Genomic DNA, 19165 nt, shown 5'->3' on the forward strand with positions numbered 1-19165 from the left:
TTTTAAAGCCATAAAGGCAGGCGAAGGATCGCAACATCGCAATCCTCCGCCTGCCTTCATGTCACTTCGCGTCACTTCACGTCGCTTCACATACCTTCCGATACGCTCCGATGTGTCAGCCACTCGTGAGGTCGTCCTTGTTCCAGCCGCCGCCCAAAGCCCGGATCAGATCGACGTTCGCGTCGAGCTGCTGGGTGCGAATACCGATCACACTGCGCTCTGATTGCAGCGCGACCGACTGTGCTTCAACGACGTCCAGATAGCTGACCGCACCGCGCCGATAACGCGCCAGCGCAAGATTGACAGCCGTATCGGCCGCGTTCGCCGCGTCTTGCTGTTGTCCCGTGGCCGTGCCGAGATCGTCGAGCAGCGTGAGATCGTCTTCGACCTGCCGGAACGAACCCAGCACCACGCTCCGGTAGCGCTCACCTGCCTCGGAGGTCGCTTCCTTCGCGGACGCCAGCTGTGCACGCCGCTTGCCGCCATCGAACACGTATTGCGCGAGCGTCGGTCCAAGCGTCCAATAAGAGGCCGGCGCGCTCAGCAGCGTGCCGAGCACCGAGCTCTGCACGCCCCCTCCCGCGCTCAGCGTCAGAGACGGGAAAAACGCAGCACGCGCGACACCGACCTTCGAATTCGCCGCCGCAACGCGCCGCTCGGCGGCCGCAATATCCGGCCGTCTTTGCAGCAAGGTCGACGGCACGCCAACCGGGATGGCCGGCAGCGCAATCGGCTGCGTGTTCGCCGCAATCGTGAATTCCGATGGCGACGCGCCGACCAGCACCGCCACCGCGTGTTCAAGCAACGCGCGCTTGGCCTTGACCTGCGTGAGTTCCGACTCGGTCGAGGACAACTGACTCGTCGCACGCGCCACGTCGAGGTCCGACACGATGCCCGCACGATGCCGGTCGCGCGTCAGGTCCAGTGCCTTTTGATAAGCCTGATTCGTATCCTCGATCAGCTGGATCTGCTGATCGAGGCCGCGCAGATCGATATAGCTTCGCGCCAGTTCGATTTCCAGGCTCAGCTGCGTCGATGCGAGGTCAGCCTGACTCGCCTGACCTTCGTCCTTGCTTGCCGCCACCGAGTCGCGCACACGGCCCCAGAGATCGACTTCGTAATCCACCTGCAGACCCAGTGTCGCCGACGTGTAGTCGCTCGGTGCGCCCGCCGGGCGCAACGGTCGCGTATCCGACTCGCGATCGCGCTGAATATTGCCGGACGCGCCCACGTGCGGATACAGATCCGAACTGACCTGCTTGATGTAGGCCTGAGCTTGTTCGTAGTGGAACAGCGCCGCGTGCAGGTCGTGATTGTTCGCGATCAGCCGTTGCTCGAGGTCGTCGAGTTCCGGTTCCTGATACAGCTTCCACCACCCTGCGCGATCGAGTTGATCTGCCGGTGCTGCCGTCGTCCAGGGTCCTTGCGATTGATACTGCGTCGCAACCGGAACGTCCGGCACCTTGTACGGCGGAGCGAGCGAGCAGGCGGCCAGCGCAATCGCGCTCATCGCCAGCGCCCATGTCCGATAGGCCGTCTTCGTTTCGCGACGATCGCCGCGCGCGGTTTCGGGAACGGCATCGGGAACGCATTCGCGCCCGATCACACGTTGAATCCATCTGTTATTCATGATGGCCTCCCTTCACAGCGGGGGCGATCACCTGAACATGATCCCCTTCGACGAGACCATCGGGCGGCGTGTCGATCACGCGATCGCTCGCCGCGAGACCCGAGCTGACGTCGACGGCGTTACCGAGATCCTGGACGATGGCGATCGGCTTGAAATGGATCGCATTGCTACCGTCGACGGTGGCCACGCGCAGCCCCTGGTTGTCGAAAATCAGTGCACTGGCGGGCAGGCGCAACGCATTGGCGCGTGCCGGCAGCGCAAAGTGCAGGTTCACAAAGCCCCCCGGCAGCAACTGATGGTCCGGGTTGTCGACGAGCAACTGAACCAGGGTCGTGCCCGACGCTTCGTTCACCGAGTCGGCAAGGCTGACGACCGTTGCCTTGAACGGCTTGCCCGGATACTCCGGTACGGCGAATGTCGCGACGCTGCCCGGTTTGACCTGCGGCGCATATTCCTGCGGCACACGCACATAGAGGCGCAGCTTGTCGACGCTCGACACCGAGAAGAGCTGCGGCCCGGAACCGCCGCCCGCGTTGATCAACGCACCGACGTCGGTTTCGCGTGCCGTGATCACACCGTCGAACGGTGCAACGATGCGTGCAAAGCTCTTGGTCGCCACGAGCCGGTCGAGGTTGGCCTGCGCCGCCTGAACGCGCGCTTCCTTCACAGCGGCGTCCTGCGTCTTCTCGTCGATTTCCTGACGCGAGACGGAGTCGGAATCCTGAAGGCTCTGCCAGCGATCCGCCGTGGATTTTGCAAGCACGGCGTCGGCCTTGGCGCTTGCGAGGTCGGCACGTGCCTGGCTCAACTGCTCGTCGAGCTCAGGCGTGTCGATTTCAGCCAGCACCTGACCCGCTTTGACCTGCGTGCCGATATCGACGCTCCACGACTTCAGGTAGCCGCTTACGCGTGCATAGATCGGTGCGCTTTCAAACGCTTCGAGCCGGCCCGGGAGATCCAGCGAGCCGCCGGGCGCCTCCTTCGCAGGAATGACGACGTTGACCGAAGGAACGGCCTGGGCCTCGGTCCAGCCTTTGAGCTGGTGCTCGCTCTTCATACGGTGCGTGACACCGCCGACAACGATGAGGACGGCAAGTGCTCCACCAACAAGACCTGCGAGCGAGAGCTGACGTTGCGCGCCCGATGCGCGCGATGTGGGTTCAAACGACATGATAGGAATCTCCGGAAATCGCAGCGGTCGACGTGCGACCCCGACGCGAATGAATCATGCAAAAGACGGCAGGCACGATAAAAAGCGTGGCAGCGGTCGCGAACACAAGTCCGCCGATCACCGCACGACCCAACGGCGCGTTCTGCTCTCCGCCTTCGCCAAGACTCAATGCCATCGGCGCCATGCCGATGATCATCGAGAGCGCCGTCATGAGCACCGGACGGAACCGGGTCGCGCCGGCTTCCAGTGCGGCCTTGAATGCATCGCCATGCTCGGCGAGACGTTCGCGGCAAAAACTCACCACCAGGATGGAGTTCGACGTCGCCACCCCCATACACATGATGGCGCCCGTCAACGCAGGAACCGACAGCGTGGTATCCGTGGCGAACAACATCCACACGATGCCCGCGAGCGCACCCGGCAAGGCAGCGACGATCACGGCCGGATCGGCCCACGACTGGAAGTTCACGACAATCAGCAGGTAGATCAGCACGACTGCGCCGAGCAGCCCGAACGACAGGCCGCCGAAGGCGTTGTTCATCGTTTGCGATTGGCCAAGCAGCACCACCTTCGATCCCTTCGGTGCGCTCTTCGCATTCGCGGCGATGATGTGCCGGATATCGGCCGAGACGGCGCCGAGATCGCGGCCCTGGATCGTGGCGAACACCTCGACCATCGGCTGCACGTTGTAGTTGCTGACGACCTCATTGCTCATCGTGCGGTGAATGCTCGCCACGCCGCCGAGGACCTGACCGTCGTTCGCCGCGGTCCCGCCGCTGAGCGGCAGGTTCACGAGCGATGCGAGCGAATCGAGGCTGTGCTGCGGGGTTTGCAGCACGATCGAGTACTCGACGCCGTTGGCCGGGTTCAGCCAGTACGTCGGATCGATCTGACTCGAGCCGGCCATATGCACCACGAGGCTGTTCGTCACATCACGTTCAGTAATGCCCTGCAGCACCGCATGGTCCCGATCAACATCGATGTTGAACTGCGGGTTGGCCTGAGACTGCTCGATGCGCGCATCGACAATCCCCGGAACGTGCCGGATCTGACGCAGCATCTGATTCGCATAGGCGAAGTTCGCCGGCAGGTTATTGCCGCGAATCTGCACGTCGATCGGCGCGGGCGAACCGAAGTTCAGGATCTGACTCACGATGTCCGCGGGCGGGAACGAGAACGTCACACCGGGGAACGCACGCGGCAGGTCTTCACGCAACTTGCGCACATACGCGGCCGTCGGGTGATGCCCTTCCTTGAGCGAGATCTGGATATCGCCATCCTGCGGCCCGATCGTGCCCGTGTTGTTGTACGCGGTGTTGATCGAGCTCGACGACAACCCGATGTTGTCGACCACCGTGCCGAGTTCGGACGGCGGAATCGTTGCACGCACGCGCGCTTCGACGTCAGCAAAGATCTCGGCCGTCGTCTCGATACGCGTACCGACCGGTGCACGCACGTGCAGAAGGATCTGGCCGGCATCGACGTCCGGGAAGAAATTGCGTCCGAGCAGCGGCATCAACGCAAACGACATCGCGACGAATGCAAAGAAGCCAATGACGAAACCACGACGACGTTCCAGCAGATACTGGAGCATCGCGCTGTAGCTCGAGCGAATCCGCTCGAAGCGCTGTTCGAAGCCACGGTGAAACCGCGCCCACCGACCTTGCGACTCCGCGTGACCGCCTTCGGCTTCATGCGAAGTCGCCTTGAGCAGGTACTTCGCCATCGTCGGCACCAGCGTACGCGACAGCACGAATGACGAAATCATCGCGAAGATCACGGCTTCGGCCATCGGCACGAACAGGAAACGCGCAACGCCCTGCAGGAAGAACATCGGCACAAAGACGATGCATATGCATAACAACGAAACAAAAGCAGGGGTCACGATCTGTGCGGCCCCGTCGAGAATCGCGTCCTCGACACCCTTGCCTTGTTCCAGGTGCCAGTTGATGTTCTCGATGGTCACCGTCGCATCATCGACGAGAATGCCCACCGCGAGCGCGAGTCCCCCGAGCGTCATGATGTTCAGCGTTTCGCCGAGCGCCGACAGCGTGGCAATCGATCCGAGGATCGCGAGCGGAATCGACGTCGCGATGATGACCGTAGACCGCCAGCTTCCGAGGAACAACAGGATCATCACGCTCGTGAGCATCGCGGCGATCATGCCTTCGCGTGCCACGCCGGTAATGGCGGAGCGTACGAAGATCGACTGGTCGCCGATCGCATCAATCTTGAGACCATCGGGCAGCGAAGCCTTCGCGTCGGCAGCGCGCCCACGGATGCCGCCGATGATGGCCAGCGTCGATGCGGAGCCGTTCTTATAGACAGTCAGCAACACCGAACGCTTGCCCTCGACGTGGACGATATTCGGTTGCGGCGGACTTCCGTCGGTCACATCGGCGATATCGTTCATATGAACGACCGTGCCGTTGGCGGCTTTGACGGGCAGGCCGCCAATGGCCTTGATCGTCGACGGCGCGTCATTGAGCTGAAGCGTGTACTCGTACTTCCCGATCTTCTCGGTGCCGACCGGCGTGACGAGATTCTGTGCGGACAGTGCATTGAGCACGTCCTGGGCAGACAGTCCGCGCGCCTCGAGCTGCGCGGGATCGACGTTGATCTGCACTTGCCGGTCTTTCCCGCCGAACGGGAACGGAATGGCGGCGCCGTTGACGGTCGCGAGCATCGGACGCAGCTGGTTCTTCCCGAGGTCGGCGAGATTCTGTTCCGACAGGCTCTTCCCGGACAGTGCGAGCTGAATGATCGGCACCGTCGACGCGTTGTAGTTGATCACGAACGGCGGCGTGGCCGCGGGCGGCAGCTGCTTCAGGATCTGCTGTGAAATGGCAGTGACCTGCGCATTTGCCGTGGCGATATTGGTGCCCGGCTGGAAGAAGATCTTGACGATGCCGTAGCCCGTGAGCGACGTACCTTCAATGTGTTCGACGCCATTGACGGTCGTCGTCAGCACCCGTTCGTACGGGGCCATGACACGGCCTTCCATCTGATCCGGCGACAGTCCCGTGTATTGCCACACGACACTGATCACCGGAATGTTGATCGAAGGAAAAATATCGGTCGGGGTGCGGAATGACGAAAGCACCCCGACGATAAGGATAAACACGGCCAGAACCACAAACGTGTATGGCCTTTTAAGCGCAATGCGCACGATGCCAATCATAAGAACTCCAGTACTGCGAAAGCAGGAGGCAAGTTCACCATCCGCCCTCCGGCCACCAGAGTCGCTTCGACTGATATCGATCCGGGTCCGACGAGATGCTGCTACCTCAATGGGGGAATCACTACAAAACCGAACGCCATGGGTCAGGCTCCGGCTTGGGGACTTTGCCGACCTCCTGAGCGGCTGGGCGAACCCATCCAGTGAAATGCGGATGCGAGGAGCCCCAGCGCAATGCCGAAGGCGACGATGCCGTGCCACCCGTACCGCGTCATCAGCCACCCACTGACAGTGGTGCCGACAGCGCCGCCAAAAAAGGTGGCCGTCATGTAAAGACTGTTTATCCGGCCCTGTGCTTTCGGGTCGACTGCAAAGGCGCGCGTCTGGTTGGAAACCAGGCCGGCCTGCACGCCGATGTCGAGCACGATGACGCCGATGACGAGAAGCGTCAGCGAAACATCCGCTCCGGAAAGAATCAGGTAAGCGAGCGTGACGATGCCGATGCTGACGCCGATCACGGCACGCGTTCCAAGACGGTCGGACGCGCGGCCGCCTAACGACGCTGCGAACGCACCCGCCGCGCCGATGATGCCGAAGCCACCGGCCCACGCGCTGTTCAGGTGCCACGGACCCGTCTTGAGCAGGGCTGCGAGGTTGACCCAGAACGCGTTGAAACAGGCCCACAACAAGGCCTGCACCAGCATCGATTCGCGGATCGGACGGTTATCGCGGGCCAGGGGCCACAGCGAAGCAAGCAGACGTCCATACGAAAGGTTCGTGGAAGGCACGCCGCGCGGCAGCAGGAATGCGGCAGCGATAAAGACGGGCACCATGAACGCCGCTTCGAAGCCATACACCGCGCGCCAGCCCCAGTTCGCGCCGATGAGCCCTGCGACCGTGCGGCCCACCAGAATGCCGACCATGATGCCGCTGACCACCGTGCCAACATTGCGGCCGCGCTCGCTCGGATGCGACATCACGGCGGCAAACGGCACGAGTTGCTGCGGCACGCAGCTCACGATGCCCAGACCGAACGACGCGGCGATCAGCGCCCAGATGCCGGGAGCGACGGCGGCGCCAATGCCGAAGCAGCATGCCAGGGCGATCTGCGCCAGCACGAGCTTGCGACGGTCGAAGCGATCGCCCAGCGGCAACAGCAACGCAAGGCCGGTGGAGAAGCCGAGCAACGCGGCCGCGGCGACGAGGTCGACCTGCGTGAGGTCGACATGCATGCCAGCCCCGATCAACGGCAGAATCGGCTGCGTGCAGTAGATGTTCGTAATCACTGCCCCGGCGACGATCGCCATCATGACGATCTTGCTGCGGGATGCGACCGCCGGCGTGTAAGAACCATCGGGTTGTGTGGGCTGCGCGCTCACGGCATTCTCCTTATTTCGATCCCTCCGGCGTGTGTCGCGACGGGATGTCGCGAACTCGATACTGCTTGCCGAAGAATGAGTTCGAACGTTACGCGCTTGCATTTGCAAAGAGAATTCCCCACGATTGGGAATCATCCTTCCAAGTTTCGATAGCCCTCGATGAATCGCCTCGAATCCATGTCCATCCTTGTCACCGTGGTCGACTCGGGCAGTCTGTCGGCGGCCGCGCGCCAGCTTGACGTACCGCTCGCAACGGTCAGTCGCAAGGTCAGGGAACTGGAACTGCATCTGAAGACGCGTCTGCTCCATCGAACAACGCGTCAACTCTCATTGACCGAGGCAGGCAGTGCCTATGTCGCGTCGTGCCGGCGCATTCTTGAAGAAATCGGCGAAGCGGAACGTGCGGCGACCGGCGAATACGCGTCGCCCAGAGGCGCGCTCTCAGTCACGGCGCCTGTCGTGTTCGGGCGCCTGCATGTCGTGCCCGTCATCGCGGAGTTTCTCGCGCACTATCCGGAAATCGATATCAGTCTCGTGCTCACGGATCGTGTCGTGCATCTGATGGACGAGAACGCCGACATCGCCGTCCGCATTGGAGAATTGCCGGATAGCACGCTAATGGCGACCACTGTGGGATCAGTCAGACGAGTGATTTGCGCCAGTCCTGAGTATCTGGCGAAGCACGGCGAGCCGGCGACGCCGGCCGATCTGGCGAAACACGAATGCATTTCGTTCGAAGTGCTCGCCTCGATGCGTGCGTGGGTCTTCGGCTCGGGCAAGTCGGAGAAGTCCGTGCCGATTCGCTCGCGCTTCGCGGTCAACACCGCCGAAGCGGCGATCGACGCCGCGGTTCTCGGTGTGGGGCTGGTACGCGTGCTGTCCTATCAGGTCGCCAACGCAGTGCGTGATAACGCGTTGCGCATCGTTCTCGATCAATACGAGTCGGCGCCTTCGCCGATCCATCTCGTGCACAAAGGCCAGGCGCCGCTGCCGTTGAAGGTACGAGCGTTCCTGAACTTCGTCACGCCACGCTTACGCGCGCGCACCTCGTACGAGCCAAGCCCTATCGCACCGGTTTAAGTCCCGTACGCTCGGGCTTTTCGCGCATGGACGACGGGAAAGTCGATCACCGTGCCGGCCACCGTATTGATGTAGTTCGTCCAGATATTGAAGGCGACGTTTAACACGATCTCAATCAGCGTCGCGTCGCTATAGCCGGCTGCCTTGACCTCCTTGACATCGGCATCGGTCACGCGACCACACGTGTCGACGACGCGTTTTGCAAACAACACCGCGGCGGCGGCGGTCGGGTCGTTGGAGCCGCCGCTGCGGTTCGCGGTAATTTCGGTGTCGTCGAGTTTGGCGATATTTCGTGCGTAGTACACGTGCGCCGACAGGCTGTAGTCGCAACCGTTGGTTTCCGCGACGGCCAGCGCGATGCGTTCACGCATCTGCGCTGACAGATCGCCCTTTCCGAGGGCATCCATCAGACCAAGACAGCCTTCGAGCGCAGCCGGACTGTTTCCGACCATGCGAAATACATTGGGCACGATACCGAGCTGTTTGTTGACATCTTCAAGCAAGGGTTGAGATGCGGCGGGCGCCTCCGCGACAGTGGGAGGGGTAGCAATGCGAGTCATGAGTCCACCTTAAGATTCACTTTCAATGGGGCTGGGTATTCACATGCTATCCACTGTCGAATCGGAGGAGAACCGCTAACATCGGGAATCTTCCTTCCATTTCTCGAGAAGATCATGGACCGTCTCGAAGGAATGTCCATCCTCGTCGCAGTCGTCGATGCAGGCAGCCTGTCCGCGGCATCGCGCCAGCTTGGCGTGCCGCTCGCGACTGTCAGCCGCAAGGTCGGTGAACTCGAGAGCCATCTGAAGACGCGTTTGCTTCATCGCACGACGCGGCTGCTGTCGTTGACGGAGGCCGGCGAATCGTATGTCGCGTCGTGCCGGCGCATTCTCGAAGACGTGGCCGAAGTCGAGCGCGCGGCGACCGGCGAGTATGCGGCTCCCAGGGGCTATCTGGTGGTCACGGCGCCGGTGGTGTTCGGCCGCTCACATGTCGTGCCGGTCATGGCCGCATTTCTCGCGCACTATCCGGAGATCGATGCGCGTCTCTTTCTCGTCGACCGCAACGTGCACTTCCTGGAAGAACATGTGGACGTCGCGATTCGCATCGGCCATTTGCAGGACAGCTCGCTTGTTGCGATACGCGTTGGCGAGACGCGCCCCATCGTATGCGCGTCTCCTGCCTATCTGGCCGCTAACGGAACGCCGGCGTCGCCGGCCGAACTCGTCGATCATGCGTGCATTAGCTACGACGGTCTGAACTCACCACGCGAATGGCCCTTCATGTTCGGCAAGTCGAAACAGCCCATGAGAATTCATTCGCGGCTGGTCACGAACACGGTGGAGTCAGCGATCGATTCGGCCGTGCTCGGCACCGGGCTCGCGCGAGTACTCGCGTATCAGGTTGCGGACCCGATACGCGAGGGCCGATTGGAACTTGTACTCGAATCGTTCAGTCTCGCGCCGATGCCGATTCATCTGGTTCATGCCGGGCAGACGCCCTTGCCGCTCAAGCTCCGCGCTTTCCTGGACTTCATGTCGCCACGCCTCAGGGCTCGGATCCCCGTAGTCTGAACCGGCTGATCGCAGCCGCGACCGTGTGTTCGAATTCATCGAGCGCGACGGGTTTCACCAAATGCCCGTCGAAGCCGGCCTCCTGCGTTCTGCGTTTGTCGTCCAGTGTGCCGAGGCCGGTCATCGCCACAATCAGCGTGTCCGCACAGCCTGGCAGTTGCCGCAGATGCGGCAACGCCTCGAACCCCGTCATGCCAGGCATCGACAGATCGAGCAGGATCAGATGCGGTTCGAATGTTCGCGCCACATCGATCGATGACACGCCATCGTAAGCGGTTTGCGTTTCGTGCCCGAACAGCGAGGCGAGGCTCGCCATACTGTTGGCCGAGTCTTCGTTGTCGTCGACCACCAATATACGTAGTGATGCATCGGCCACTGCGCTCGCGGGCTCAGTGCCACGCGCGTCTTCGATCGGCGACGTATCGAGTTCCGGCACCCATACCGTGAACGTACTGCCCTGGTCACGCCCGAGGCTGTGAACTTCGATATGCCCGCCATGCATTTCCGCAATCGACTGTGCGAGTGTCAACCCGATGCCCAGGCCCGCGCGATTCTGCTGTTCGTCGGCGGGCGTTTCCTGCACGAACAAGTTGAAGATCGCATCGATCATCGACGCATCGATGCCGCGGCCAGTGTCGCACACCTCGATCGCGATCAGACGGCCCGCGCGATAGGCCCTGAGGTTGATCTCGGACCTCGGCGGACTGAATTTCACCGCGTTTTGCAGCAGGTTCTGAACGAGCTGGACCATGCGTGTCGGATCGCCTTCGATCATCAAGGCTTCTTCAGGCATGGCCACGGATAGCCGTTGCTGCTTCTCGCGTATCAGATGCGAGCCGCCCTCGACGCTGAGGTCGATGATCTCCTTGATCGAGACAGGTCGCTTCTCAATGCGTACGCGCCCAAGCGTGACGCGGCCCGCGTCGAGCAAGTCGTCGACAAGCTGAGTCAGATGCGCGAGCTGACGATCGATCACCAGATGTTCGGCGGCGAATGCATCATCGGTGTTCTGCAAGCGGATCGCACTGATCGTGTTGCGCAAGGGGGCCAGCGGGTTTCTGAGTTCGTGGCCGAGCAACGCGAGAAACTGACTCATGCGCTGGCTCGACGCTTCGAGCTCCTGAAGACGGCGTCGACGCGAGATGTCGCGCGTGACTTCCGCAAAGCTGTGCACCCTGCCGTTCGCGTCGTACAGCGCGGAGATCACGATGTTCGCCCAGAACACCGACCCGTCGCGACGCACGCGCCATCCTTCGAATTCCAGATGGCCTTCCTGCGCAGCGGCTTCAAGATCGCGTTCGGGGCGGCCTTCCCGAACATCCTCGGGCGCGTAGAAAATCGAGGCCGGTTCGCCGATCACTTCGTCCGCGTCGTAGCCCATCACGACGGTCGCACCCGCACTCCAGGTCGCGATGCGTCCCTGCGAATCCAGCATCGCAATGGAGAAATCCTTGAGCGCATCGAGCAGGATACGGAAACGCCGGTCCGATTCTTCCGCGAGACGGTGAGGCGTGAGGTCGCGGAAGAAATACGCTGTCTCCATGCGGCCGTCGGAGGGCACCGAGCAAGCCGTGACTTCGACTGGAACCGATGTGCAATCGAGACGCCGGACCGTGGTCTGAATGCGTCGGCGGTCGAATGGCAGGCGCTGTACGTCGAAGATCTGGCTTCGTTCGCACTCGGCGGCATTCTCGGGGCACATCAACGCATCACGAATCGGGCGGCCGATAAACGCCTCCCGCTCGCCGCCGAAAAGGCTGGTCGCAGCGTCGTTCCAGTCGATGATGACACCCGCTGCGTCGACACAGACGTAAGGGTCCGGTAAGGCGTCAAGCACCAGACGGCGACGCATGGAGAACGCGCGCAAACGTTCATCTGCCGCTTCTCGCCGGCTGACCTCGGCACGCAGCTTGGCGATCGTGACCGAGTTTTCAGCGATCAGCGTGCGGTTTTCCGCGAACACGCGTTGATGCGCCATGCCTGTGGCGAGCAACGAGGTGATGAGTTCGAGCGTTTCGACATCGTCATCGTCGAAGGCGGCCGGGCGGGACGAATAGACCTTGACGACGGCGTCGCATTGCGAGTCGTAAAGCAAGGGCGCGACAAGCATCGAAGCGGCATGGACCCGGCGGCATGCCTCGCGATCGACCCGGTCATCGGTCTCGGTGTCGGCGCAATAGAGGATGCGCTTTTCCCCTGCACACCGCCCGGACAGGCTTCCGACGCGGCCGAGCCGCATGCCGACGTGCGCCGCGTTTGTCCCGCTGCATGCGCGGTAAACCAGTTCATCGCCGTCGATCCATTCGACGACGGATGCCGTGGCGGCGGGGACCAGTTCGAGCAGGGTGTCCGTGACGAGCTGCAAAAAGTGCTCGACGTCCAGGCGCGCCGCAGCGAGTCGCGAATGCGCCTTGACCAGCGCGCGCAGACGCCGCGCCTCGTCACGTGCATCGGTGACCGGTACCTTGTGCTTCTGCGGTGTATCAGCGTCCATAAACCTCCTCCCCGAAAGCCTGCGCGCATCTGGCATACCAATCTGGCCAGAGGTCACGCGGGACGTGCCGGACGATGTTACCAATCCTCGGAGGAAACGGCTAGGGTGCGGGGTACGCGTGCCCCCTCGCCACTGCGAGCGACGCATGATGTATTGCGTCGAAGCGCATCATGTTGCCGGGCGCGAGCCATTGGTGGCATGCTCGCACCGATCCGTATCCATCGCCCGCACGCATTGCCGAATCGATCCTGACGCGGGCACTCAACGACGGTCTGCGTCGCGCCCTTGCAAAGGAGATGTCCTTGGCTGCCCATCGCTTCCCCCTTCCCCTGCGGTTTCGCTTTCGCAATGCCATGTCGCCGAAGCGCATCACGCACCGTGTTGCACGTCGTCATATCGCACGTCGTTTAGCCCGTTGTGTGGCGTTAATCGCTGGCCTGTTCGTCGTCGCCAGCCACGCTGTTGCCGGCAACATTCTGTTTATCGGCAACAGTTTCACGTTCGCGGACAAATCATCGGTGCACTTTTACCGGTCCGACTCCGTCACCGATCTCAACAGTGAAGGCATCGGCGGCATGCCGGCCTTGTTCAAGTCGTTCACCGTGCAGGCTGGCCTGAATTACGACGTCTATGTGGAAACAGAACCCGGCGTGGGCATCGACTGGCATCTCGATCACAAGAGCGGCCTGATCGGCCAACGTCCGTGGGATGCCGTCGTCATGCATGGCTATAGCACGCTCGATCCGAAGAAACCTGGCGACCCGACGGTGCTCGTCGATACCGTGCACCGCATGTCGGATCTCTTGCGCTCACGCAACCCGGCCGTCGATATTCGCGTGATGGCCACGTGGCCACGCGCGGATCAGGTCTTTGATGCCAAGGGTGCGTGGTACGGCAAGTCGGTCGAAGCGATGACGCACGACATTCGAGCAGGCTACGACATGGCCGCTGCGGGAACGAGCGGCCTCAAGCCCGTGATCCCCGTCGGCGAAGCGTGGCTGCGCGCGATCCAGACCGGCGTCGCCGATGGCAATCCGTATGACGGCATCGATGCGGGCAAGGTCGATCTCTGGTCCTACGACAACTATCACGCGAGTGCCTACGGCTACTACCTGGAGGCACTGGTGGTGTTCGGCAGCGTCACAGGACTCGACCCGCGCTCGCTTGGCGACACCGAGTGTTCGGGCTTCGAACTCGGCCTGTCGACCGCGCAGGTCGCGTCGCTTCAAGAAGTGGCTTTTGATCAGCTTGAATCGAGCGGCGCCGTGAAGCCGCACCCGCTGAAGGTTCCCAAGGGATCGGAACCGGTACGGTGCGTCAGGCCGCTTCCATAGTCATTCAGTCCGCCGCTTTAAACGGCGCTTGGAGCCCTGCCCAATGTCGCGCTGCGAGTCGTTGTTCGATGCGCCGCTCCCCGGCGCTCACTGACTCGCATTCGTCACGGACGCCGATGCTTCCGGTAGCGCACGCCGCGAAAGTTGCACCACGCCCAGGCGATAGAAGCCGTCGCTGTCCGCGTCTTTGAGCGCCAGCTGCATCGGCGCGAGATAGTGTCTTGCGTCCACGACCCGGACATCGAGCTCGTAGGCTCCGGGAGCGGTGTCCCCGGCAATCCTGAAGGTGTCGTCGATGGTGTATGGGCTGCCCGGCAGGACCTTGCGCAGATCGACGCGGGACACGAGAAAGTCCGACGGCCGGCTCCAGAGCGCCGTCGAAGCATGACTCGCCGAACGCAAGCGGAATTCGACGCGCCAATGCGTGTAAGTCGGCGTCACGCCGGTGTTGCTCCATTGCGTCTGCAAGGACAGCACACGACGTGCGCCGTCCGTGCGCGCCGTCGACACAGTGATCTTCACCGGCGCATAGCGGTAGCCCGCCGTAAGTCCCGCAGTCCACACGGCGGATTGCTCCGTTTGCGTCAGCGCCGCCCAGGTCCCGGTGCAGTAACTCGCATTCTTGATGGACGCGATATGGAATTGCGGCACCTCTTCGAGAATCGCGAGCTGCCCCGTCGCAGGATCGGTTTCAAATGTCTGGCACGGGAACGTCGGCGAACTGCCGTTGCCGAACGGCTCCGTGATGAAGGGCGCGCGTTTCCAGCGTTCGGCGACGAGGTCCGTCCCATCGGGCGCGGTGCATGTCGAGGTCACCGGGAATCCCGAAGCCCACCCGGTATAGGAACCCAGACTGTCGCGGCGCAGGCCGATCGGGAAGTCGCCGGTGTCGATACGCATGGCCGTGCAAAGACTGCCCGCATCGTCCGTCAGCATCACGAGCTGCTTCCTCGGGAATGCATGCACGTGGGCCTGAATGATCGCCGTCTTCGAAGCCGCGCTGCCCGCCTGATACGCGCCGGCCACGCCGTTGTTGGCGAGATAGGCGGCCTGATTGATGTTGAAGCCCGTATCGGTCGACGCATACGGAATCCTGCCGAACTTGTAGTCGGTCGTATCGGGCAAGCCGCCGGTATGCCATTCTCCCCAGCTGCCATAGAGACCGATGTCGATCGAGCCGATGCGCGGATCTTCGCCATAGCGATGTCCGAGCGCGTTCAGCAGTGCGGTCATGCGCTGGATCACGAACGCGTCGTTCCAGTCGGGGATGAAGTAGTGGCCTTGCGTCACATCACTCGGGTCCCGCGGCAGCAACCAGCCGTGCGCTTTGCCCGCGCTGTCCTTCAGCAGGTAAGAAGGCGAGTCGCTGTAGACCGGATAGCCGTCTTCGCCGGTCGTGACGTTCGTATCGAGGTTGGCCTGCGGATTCAGCGCCATGACGCGGAACCCGAACGTCATGCCGCGCGACAGACACGGCGTCGTCTGCTGCGACGATGTGCAAGGAGCGAGCACGTGATCGATCGTCGAAAAGCTGTACTGGCCTTGCACAGGCTCGAGCGTGTGCCATGACACCCGCCCGTAAAGATTGGCCGGTGTGCCGGACAACGGCGCTGAATCGGACTTCGGGTACTGGAAATCGAGGTCGGGTGCGCACTGCGGACACGATGGATTGTTCGGTCCGATCGTCTTCTGGGCGACGTTGGTATAGAAGCCGCTCTCGGGATTGAACAGTTCGCCGGTGACGGTCCATTGATCGGTCGCACTGTTCACTGTCGCTTGAGCAGCCGGCACCGCAGGCGGCGTGATGACTTGCAAATTGCCTTCAGCCGGATTGACTTTAGCTTGCGCAACTTGTGCGTTGGCAACCGGAGTGAGGACATATGTACTCAGCAGAGCAACGCATACCGCAAAGTGCCAGCGACGGACCATACGCATATTCGATCTCCGGGAGTCGGCAAATCAGCAAGCTCACGAGCGATCGTATTGTGCTCAAACGTATTACGTATGACAACGCCGCGATGATGCGTCAGAGGTCCCGGGCCACGTCGGCGGATTGCAATGGCAAACAGGCGTGCGTCCACGGCACAGCGCTGCGCGTGCACTCACGGCTTAGCCGCGCCAACTTTGTGTCGGCTTCCTAACCACGACACGGCAAAATCCACGAGCGGATGATGGCGATGGGGATTCCACGCGAGCGCGGCGGTGCGCACCATGATGCGCTCCCTGAGCAAGCGGAACACGACATTGTCCGGCGCGAGGCGCTGCGTCGATGCAGGCACGAGCGCCACGCCTTGTCCGCAACTCACATACGCGATCTGCGACGCAATCGAACGGACTTCGCGGAGCACGCGCGGTGAAAATCCATGGGACCGGCAGATCGCCGTAAGGCGATCGAAATACAGTGGATTGACCTGCCGCGCCGACATCACGAACTGTTCGTCGGCGAGCGCGCGAATTTTGACGCGCGACTCCATCGCCTGGACGTGATCCTTGGGCAACGCCACCGCGAGCCTCTCTTCGGTCAGTGGCATGGTGGCCATGCCGTAGTCCTCATCGCCATCGAGTCGCACGAGTGCGAGGTCAAGGTCGCCTCGCTCGAGACTCGGCATCCCCTCCACTGTGTCGATTTCCTGCACCAGCATCGTCACCTGCGGATAGGACTTTCGTAGCGCGCTGAGCAACGACGGCACGATATCGAGCATCGATGACGTGATCGCGCCGATGCGCAGTACGCCGGATTGTCCGGAAGCGATCTCGCGCACGACCTGCTCGAGTCGCTCTGCCTGCCCCGCAAACTGTCGTACCGCCGGCAAGATCGCCGCTCCTGCGGGGCTGAGCTTTGTCCCCTGGCGCGAGCGTTCGAACAGCCGCAAATTCAGCGACTGCTCAAGCACCTTGATTTGCTCTGTCAGCGGCGGCTGCGACATGTTGAGCCGCTTTGCGGCACGGCCGAAGTGTTGCTCCTCGGCGACGGCAAGAAACATCCAGAGCTGGCGAATCAGCCTGAAATCGATGGTCGTTTCCATGGTTTTCCTCGCGGTGTCGGGGCGATATCCGGTGTGTTGTGCGTACCGCCAGGAGATCGCGTTTGTACGCCCACCCCTGCCGGTAACTGCCACTGCAGTTGCAGCGGCGTTTGTGATTCTGGCTATTGAACGTAGCCGTTGAATTCCGAAAAACGTATCACGCAGATACGAAAGAAAGATTTTACATATCAGAGCGCATTCCGGATCATGCGACTCAATGCCTGCCGGCAATACCCGTATTCAGCGCTTTACGCGCACGTCGGAACCTTCACCATGAGCATCCTGGTTTTCAAACTCCTCTTCACCCCCCTGCTGCTGCTCGCGGCGACCGTCGCCACGCGCCGTTGGGGTGAGGCGGTCGGCGGATGCCTGATTGGTCTGCCGCTGACATCGGGCCCGATCTCCATGTTTCTTGCGCTCGATCACGGTCCGGCCTTCGCTGCACAAGCGGCGGCGGGATCGCTCGCCGCCACCATTGCTCAGGCGTGTTTTGCGCTCGCCTATTGCGCGCTGGCGATGCGCGGCTGGCAGGTTGCGGCGGCGGGCGCCTTCGGCGCGTTCGCCGTCGCCGGCTGGATATTGCAAAAGGCAGCACTCCCGCCGGCTGCGCTTTTCCTCCTTGCGGTCCTCGCGATGACCGTCGCGCTCGTGCGGATGCCGAAGGCGACCAATCGTGTCGCAATGCCCGCTTCACCGTGGTGGGATCTGCCGCTGCGCATGACGTTCATTACGGCACTCGTGCTCGGCGTCACGATGTTCGCGCGACATGTCGGGGCAAGCGTCAGCGGCCTGCTGTCGTCGTTTCCCTTTATCGTGAGCTTCGTGGGAATCTGCGCGCATCGCGCGGTCGGTGCCGAGGCCGCTCAGCAAGTGATGCGCGGCCTGGTATCGGGGCTGCTGGGTTTCGCGTCGTTCTTCTTTGTGCTGACGTTGTTACTAGGCCAGTGGCCGCTGCCCTTTACGTATGGGGCCGCCGTGCTGTGCGCACTGGCGGTGCAAGGCGTTTCGCTGTACCGGATGCGTGTTCCCGTTCTCTTGCAGCCTGAGTAGCCCGTACCGCGCAGCGTGTCAGAAAGCCTGCATGCCCGACACCTCTGGTATCTCCCGGCACTAAGGCAGGTACGCATTCCGCCTGATGTTTTCGGACATGTACAGGCGGAATTCATTGGTGTCGCCCGGCGGCGCTTCGTCGACGACGCCGCACGCGTGCAACAAGTGCTGCAGCGCCGAAATGGCTTGGCCGTCCGGGTCCTGATCTATCGCGACGTCCATCGTGCCTTCCTCGATATAGCGCCGATGCTCATCGGACATTTCGTGGCCGACCCAGACGATTCTCCCCGCCGCACCGAACTTGCGTAGCGCCGCATCGATGCCAACGGATCCCGCGCCGCTGTTGTAGATCCCGACGATGTCCTGATGTTGCTGCAATGCATGCACCACTGCGAGATAGCACTGATCCGGATCGTCATGCGTTTCTACACTCAACGGCTCGCACTGCAACGCAGGGAAGCGCTCGTCGATTGCATCGCGGCAACCACGCGTGCGGTCCACATGAGATCGGTACTGCAAGGCGTTACAGATCACGACAACGCGCCCAGGTCCACGCGCCATGCGACCGATGTAATGACCGGCGGTACGCCCCGCGCGGTAGTTATCGATCCCCGCGTAGTGAACACGGTCGATGCCGCCGATATCTGTCGCGAGGGTCACGACCGGCTCACCCGCTTCAATAATGCTGTTGAGCGCTTCGCGTACCGGCGGTGAATCGTGCGCCGTCACGATGAGCCCATGCCGGCGGTAAGGCGGATGCAGGATCGCCTCGAGAATCAGTGTTTCGTCGTCCTCCGGAACCGCGCTGCGATGGACGATCACGCGCCGGTCGAGCATCTGCACCGAACGCTGAATCGCAAGCGCCAGACGCCGATGAAATGGCGTGCTGTTCCTGGGTTGCAGGATATCGAGGTGAACGAGGCCATGCCGGACTTCGGGCAGCAGACGCGGCACGCTGAGCCGCCGCGCAGCGTCGACCACTTTCGTGCGCGTCGCCGTCGAAACACTGCCTCGCTCGTTGAGCACGCGATCGACCGTGGCCGTGCTGACCCCCGCCGCCTCGGCGATTTCAATAAAGCGCGCGGAACGTTTGCGGCGAGACGGTGACTGGGTCATAAGGCGCGTAGCCGTGAAAGTCGCTGCCGAGAAATCGGCAATCATTGTGACGATTTTTCGGCAAAAAAGCACGTGCGGGCCACCGTTCACATTCCTACATTGGACATCACAGAACGCGTCGAGCGGCAGACCG

13 protein-coding genes are annotated in these 19165 nt (G+C 62.1%); 4 read left to right on the forward strand and 9 right to left on the reverse strand.

Annotated elements, in window-relative coordinates:
* Positions 1–115 precede the first annotated feature (115 nt).
* The 4 genes from ACMFWR_RS25740 to ACMFWR_RS25755 form a co-directional block, all read right to left on the reverse strand.
* Positions 116–1630: an efflux transporter outer membrane subunit gene (locus ACMFWR_RS25740; RefSeq protein ID WP_413195207.1), complete on the reverse strand. Its 1515-nt coding sequence runs from the start codon at positions 1628–1630 to the stop codon at positions 116–118.
* On the reverse strand, positions 1623–2801 hold the full coding sequence (locus ACMFWR_RS25745; RefSeq protein ID WP_413195208.1) for an efflux RND transporter periplasmic adaptor subunit: 1179 nt from the start codon (positions 2799–2801) through the stop codon (positions 1623–1625). Before ACMFWR_RS25745 ends, ACMFWR_RS25740 begins: the two co-directional genes overlap by 8 nt.
* On the reverse strand, positions 2791–5982 hold the full coding sequence (locus ACMFWR_RS25750; protein ID WP_413195209.1) for an efflux RND transporter permease subunit: 3192 nt from the start codon (positions 5980–5982) through the stop codon (positions 2791–2793). Before ACMFWR_RS25750 ends, ACMFWR_RS25745 begins: the two co-directional genes overlap by 11 nt.
* Before the next feature lie 143 nt (positions 5983–6125).
* On the reverse strand, positions 6126–7358 hold the full coding sequence (locus ACMFWR_RS25755) for an MFS transporter (protein WP_413195210.1): 1233 nt from the start codon (positions 7356–7358) through the stop codon (positions 6126–6128).
* 159 nt (positions 7359–7517) lie between these two features.
* Here ACMFWR_RS25755 and ACMFWR_RS25760 point away from each other — a divergent pair, with 159 nt between their 5' ends.
* Positions 7518–8438 (forward strand): LysR family transcriptional regulator, encoded by a 921-nt coding sequence (locus ACMFWR_RS25760; RefSeq protein ID WP_413195211.1) that lies wholly within the window; start codon positions 7518–7520, stop codon positions 8436–8438.
* Here the strand turns inward: ACMFWR_RS25760 and ACMFWR_RS25765 are convergent.
* Entirely contained in the window at positions 8435–8998 is a 564-nt protein-coding gene (locus tag ACMFWR_RS25765) for a carboxymuconolactone decarboxylase family protein (RefSeq protein WP_413195212.1), read from the reverse strand. The two genes, ACMFWR_RS25760 and ACMFWR_RS25765, sit on opposite strands and share 4 nt — an antisense overlap.
* Positions 8999–9112: 114 nt before the next feature.
* On the opposite strand from ACMFWR_RS25765, the gene ACMFWR_RS25770 reads away from it, so the two are divergent.
* Entirely contained in the window at positions 9113–10012 is a 900-nt protein-coding gene (locus tag ACMFWR_RS25770) for a LysR family transcriptional regulator (protein ID WP_413195213.1), read from the forward strand.
* On the opposite strand, the gene ACMFWR_RS25775 is transcribed toward ACMFWR_RS25770, so the two are convergent.
* Positions 9987–12506: a PAS domain S-box protein gene (locus tag ACMFWR_RS25775; RefSeq protein WP_413195214.1), complete on the reverse strand. Its 2520-nt coding sequence runs from the start codon at positions 12504–12506 to the stop codon at positions 9987–9989. The two genes, ACMFWR_RS25770 and ACMFWR_RS25775, sit on opposite strands and share 26 nt — an antisense overlap.
* A gap of 302 nt (positions 12507–12808) precedes the next feature.
* On the opposite strand from ACMFWR_RS25775, the gene ACMFWR_RS25780 reads away from it, so the two are divergent.
* Entirely contained in the window at positions 12809–13840 is a 1032-nt protein-coding gene (locus tag ACMFWR_RS25780; RefSeq protein WP_413195215.1) for a PEP-CTERM sorting domain-containing protein, read from the forward strand.
* Positions 13841–13927: 87 nt separating this feature from the next.
* Here the strand turns inward: ACMFWR_RS25780 and ACMFWR_RS25785 are convergent, their stop codons facing one another.
* Entirely contained in the window at positions 13928–15775 is a 1848-nt protein-coding gene (locus ACMFWR_RS25785; RefSeq protein WP_413195216.1) for a DUF4832 domain-containing protein, read from the reverse strand.
* 167 nt (positions 15776–15942) lie between these two features.
* Entirely contained in the window at positions 15943–16866 is a 924-nt protein-coding gene (locus ACMFWR_RS25790; protein ID WP_413195217.1) for a LysR substrate-binding domain-containing protein, read from the reverse strand.
* A gap of 273 nt (positions 16867–17139) precedes the next feature.
* Here ACMFWR_RS25790 and ACMFWR_RS25795 point away from each other — a divergent pair, with 273 nt between their 5' ends.
* Entirely contained in the window at positions 17140–17916 is a 777-nt protein-coding gene (locus ACMFWR_RS25795; RefSeq protein WP_413195218.1) for a hypothetical protein, read from the forward strand.
* A 60-nt stretch (positions 17917–17976) separates the two neighbouring features.
* Here ACMFWR_RS25795 and ACMFWR_RS25800 read toward each other — a convergent pair whose 3' ends face one another.
* Complete coding sequence (locus tag ACMFWR_RS25800; protein WP_413195219.1) at positions 17977–19032, reverse strand: LacI family DNA-binding transcriptional regulator; 1056 nt, start codon at positions 19030–19032, stop codon at positions 17977–17979.
* Between the last annotated feature and the right edge of the window lie 133 nt (positions 19033–19165).

It is taken from the genome of Pararobbsia alpina (assembly GCF_965118125.1).
Classification (GTDB): Bacteria; Pseudomonadota; Gammaproteobacteria; order Burkholderiales; family Burkholderiaceae; genus Pararobbsia; species Pararobbsia alpina_A.

Coding starts and splice junctions, on each gene's coding strand:
- ACMFWR_RS25740 (WP_413195207.1), bottom strand. CDS start 1,630: ATGAATAACAGATGGATTCAACGTGTGATCGGGCGCGAATGCGTTCCC.
- ACMFWR_RS25745 (WP_413195208.1), bottom strand. CDS start 2,801: ATGTCGTTTGAACCCACATCGCGCGCATCGGGCGCGCAACGTCAGCTC.
- ACMFWR_RS25750 (WP_413195209.1), bottom strand. CDS start 5,982: ATGATTGGCATCGTGCGCATTGCGCTTAAAAGGCCATACACGTTTGTG.
- ACMFWR_RS25760 (WP_413195211.1), top strand. CDS start 7,518: ATGAATCGCCTCGAATCCATGTCCATCCTTGTCACCGTGGTCGACTCG.
- ACMFWR_RS25765 (WP_413195212.1), bottom strand. CDS start 8,998: ATGACTCGCATTGCTACCCCTCCCACTGTCGCGGAGGCGCCCGCCGCA.
- ACMFWR_RS25770 (WP_413195213.1), top strand. CDS start 9,113: ATGGACCGTCTCGAAGGAATGTCCATCCTCGTCGCAGTCGTCGATGCA.
- ACMFWR_RS25775 (WP_413195214.1), bottom strand. CDS start 12,506: ATGGACGCTGATACACCGCAGAAGCACAAGGTACCGGTCACCGATGCA.
- ACMFWR_RS25785 (WP_413195216.1), bottom strand. CDS start 15,775: ATGCGTATGGTCCGTCGCTGGCACTTTGCGGTATGCGTTGCTCTGCTG.
- ACMFWR_RS25790 (WP_413195217.1), bottom strand. CDS start 16,866: ATGGAAACGACCATCGATTTCAGGCTGATTCGCCAGCTCTGGATGTTT.
- ACMFWR_RS25795 (WP_413195218.1), top strand. CDS start 17,140: ATGAGCATCCTGGTTTTCAAACTCCTCTTCACCCCCCTGCTGCTGCTC.
- ACMFWR_RS25800 (WP_413195219.1), bottom strand. CDS start 19,032: ATGACCCAGTCACCGTCTCGCCGCAAACGTTCCGCGCGCTTTATTGAA.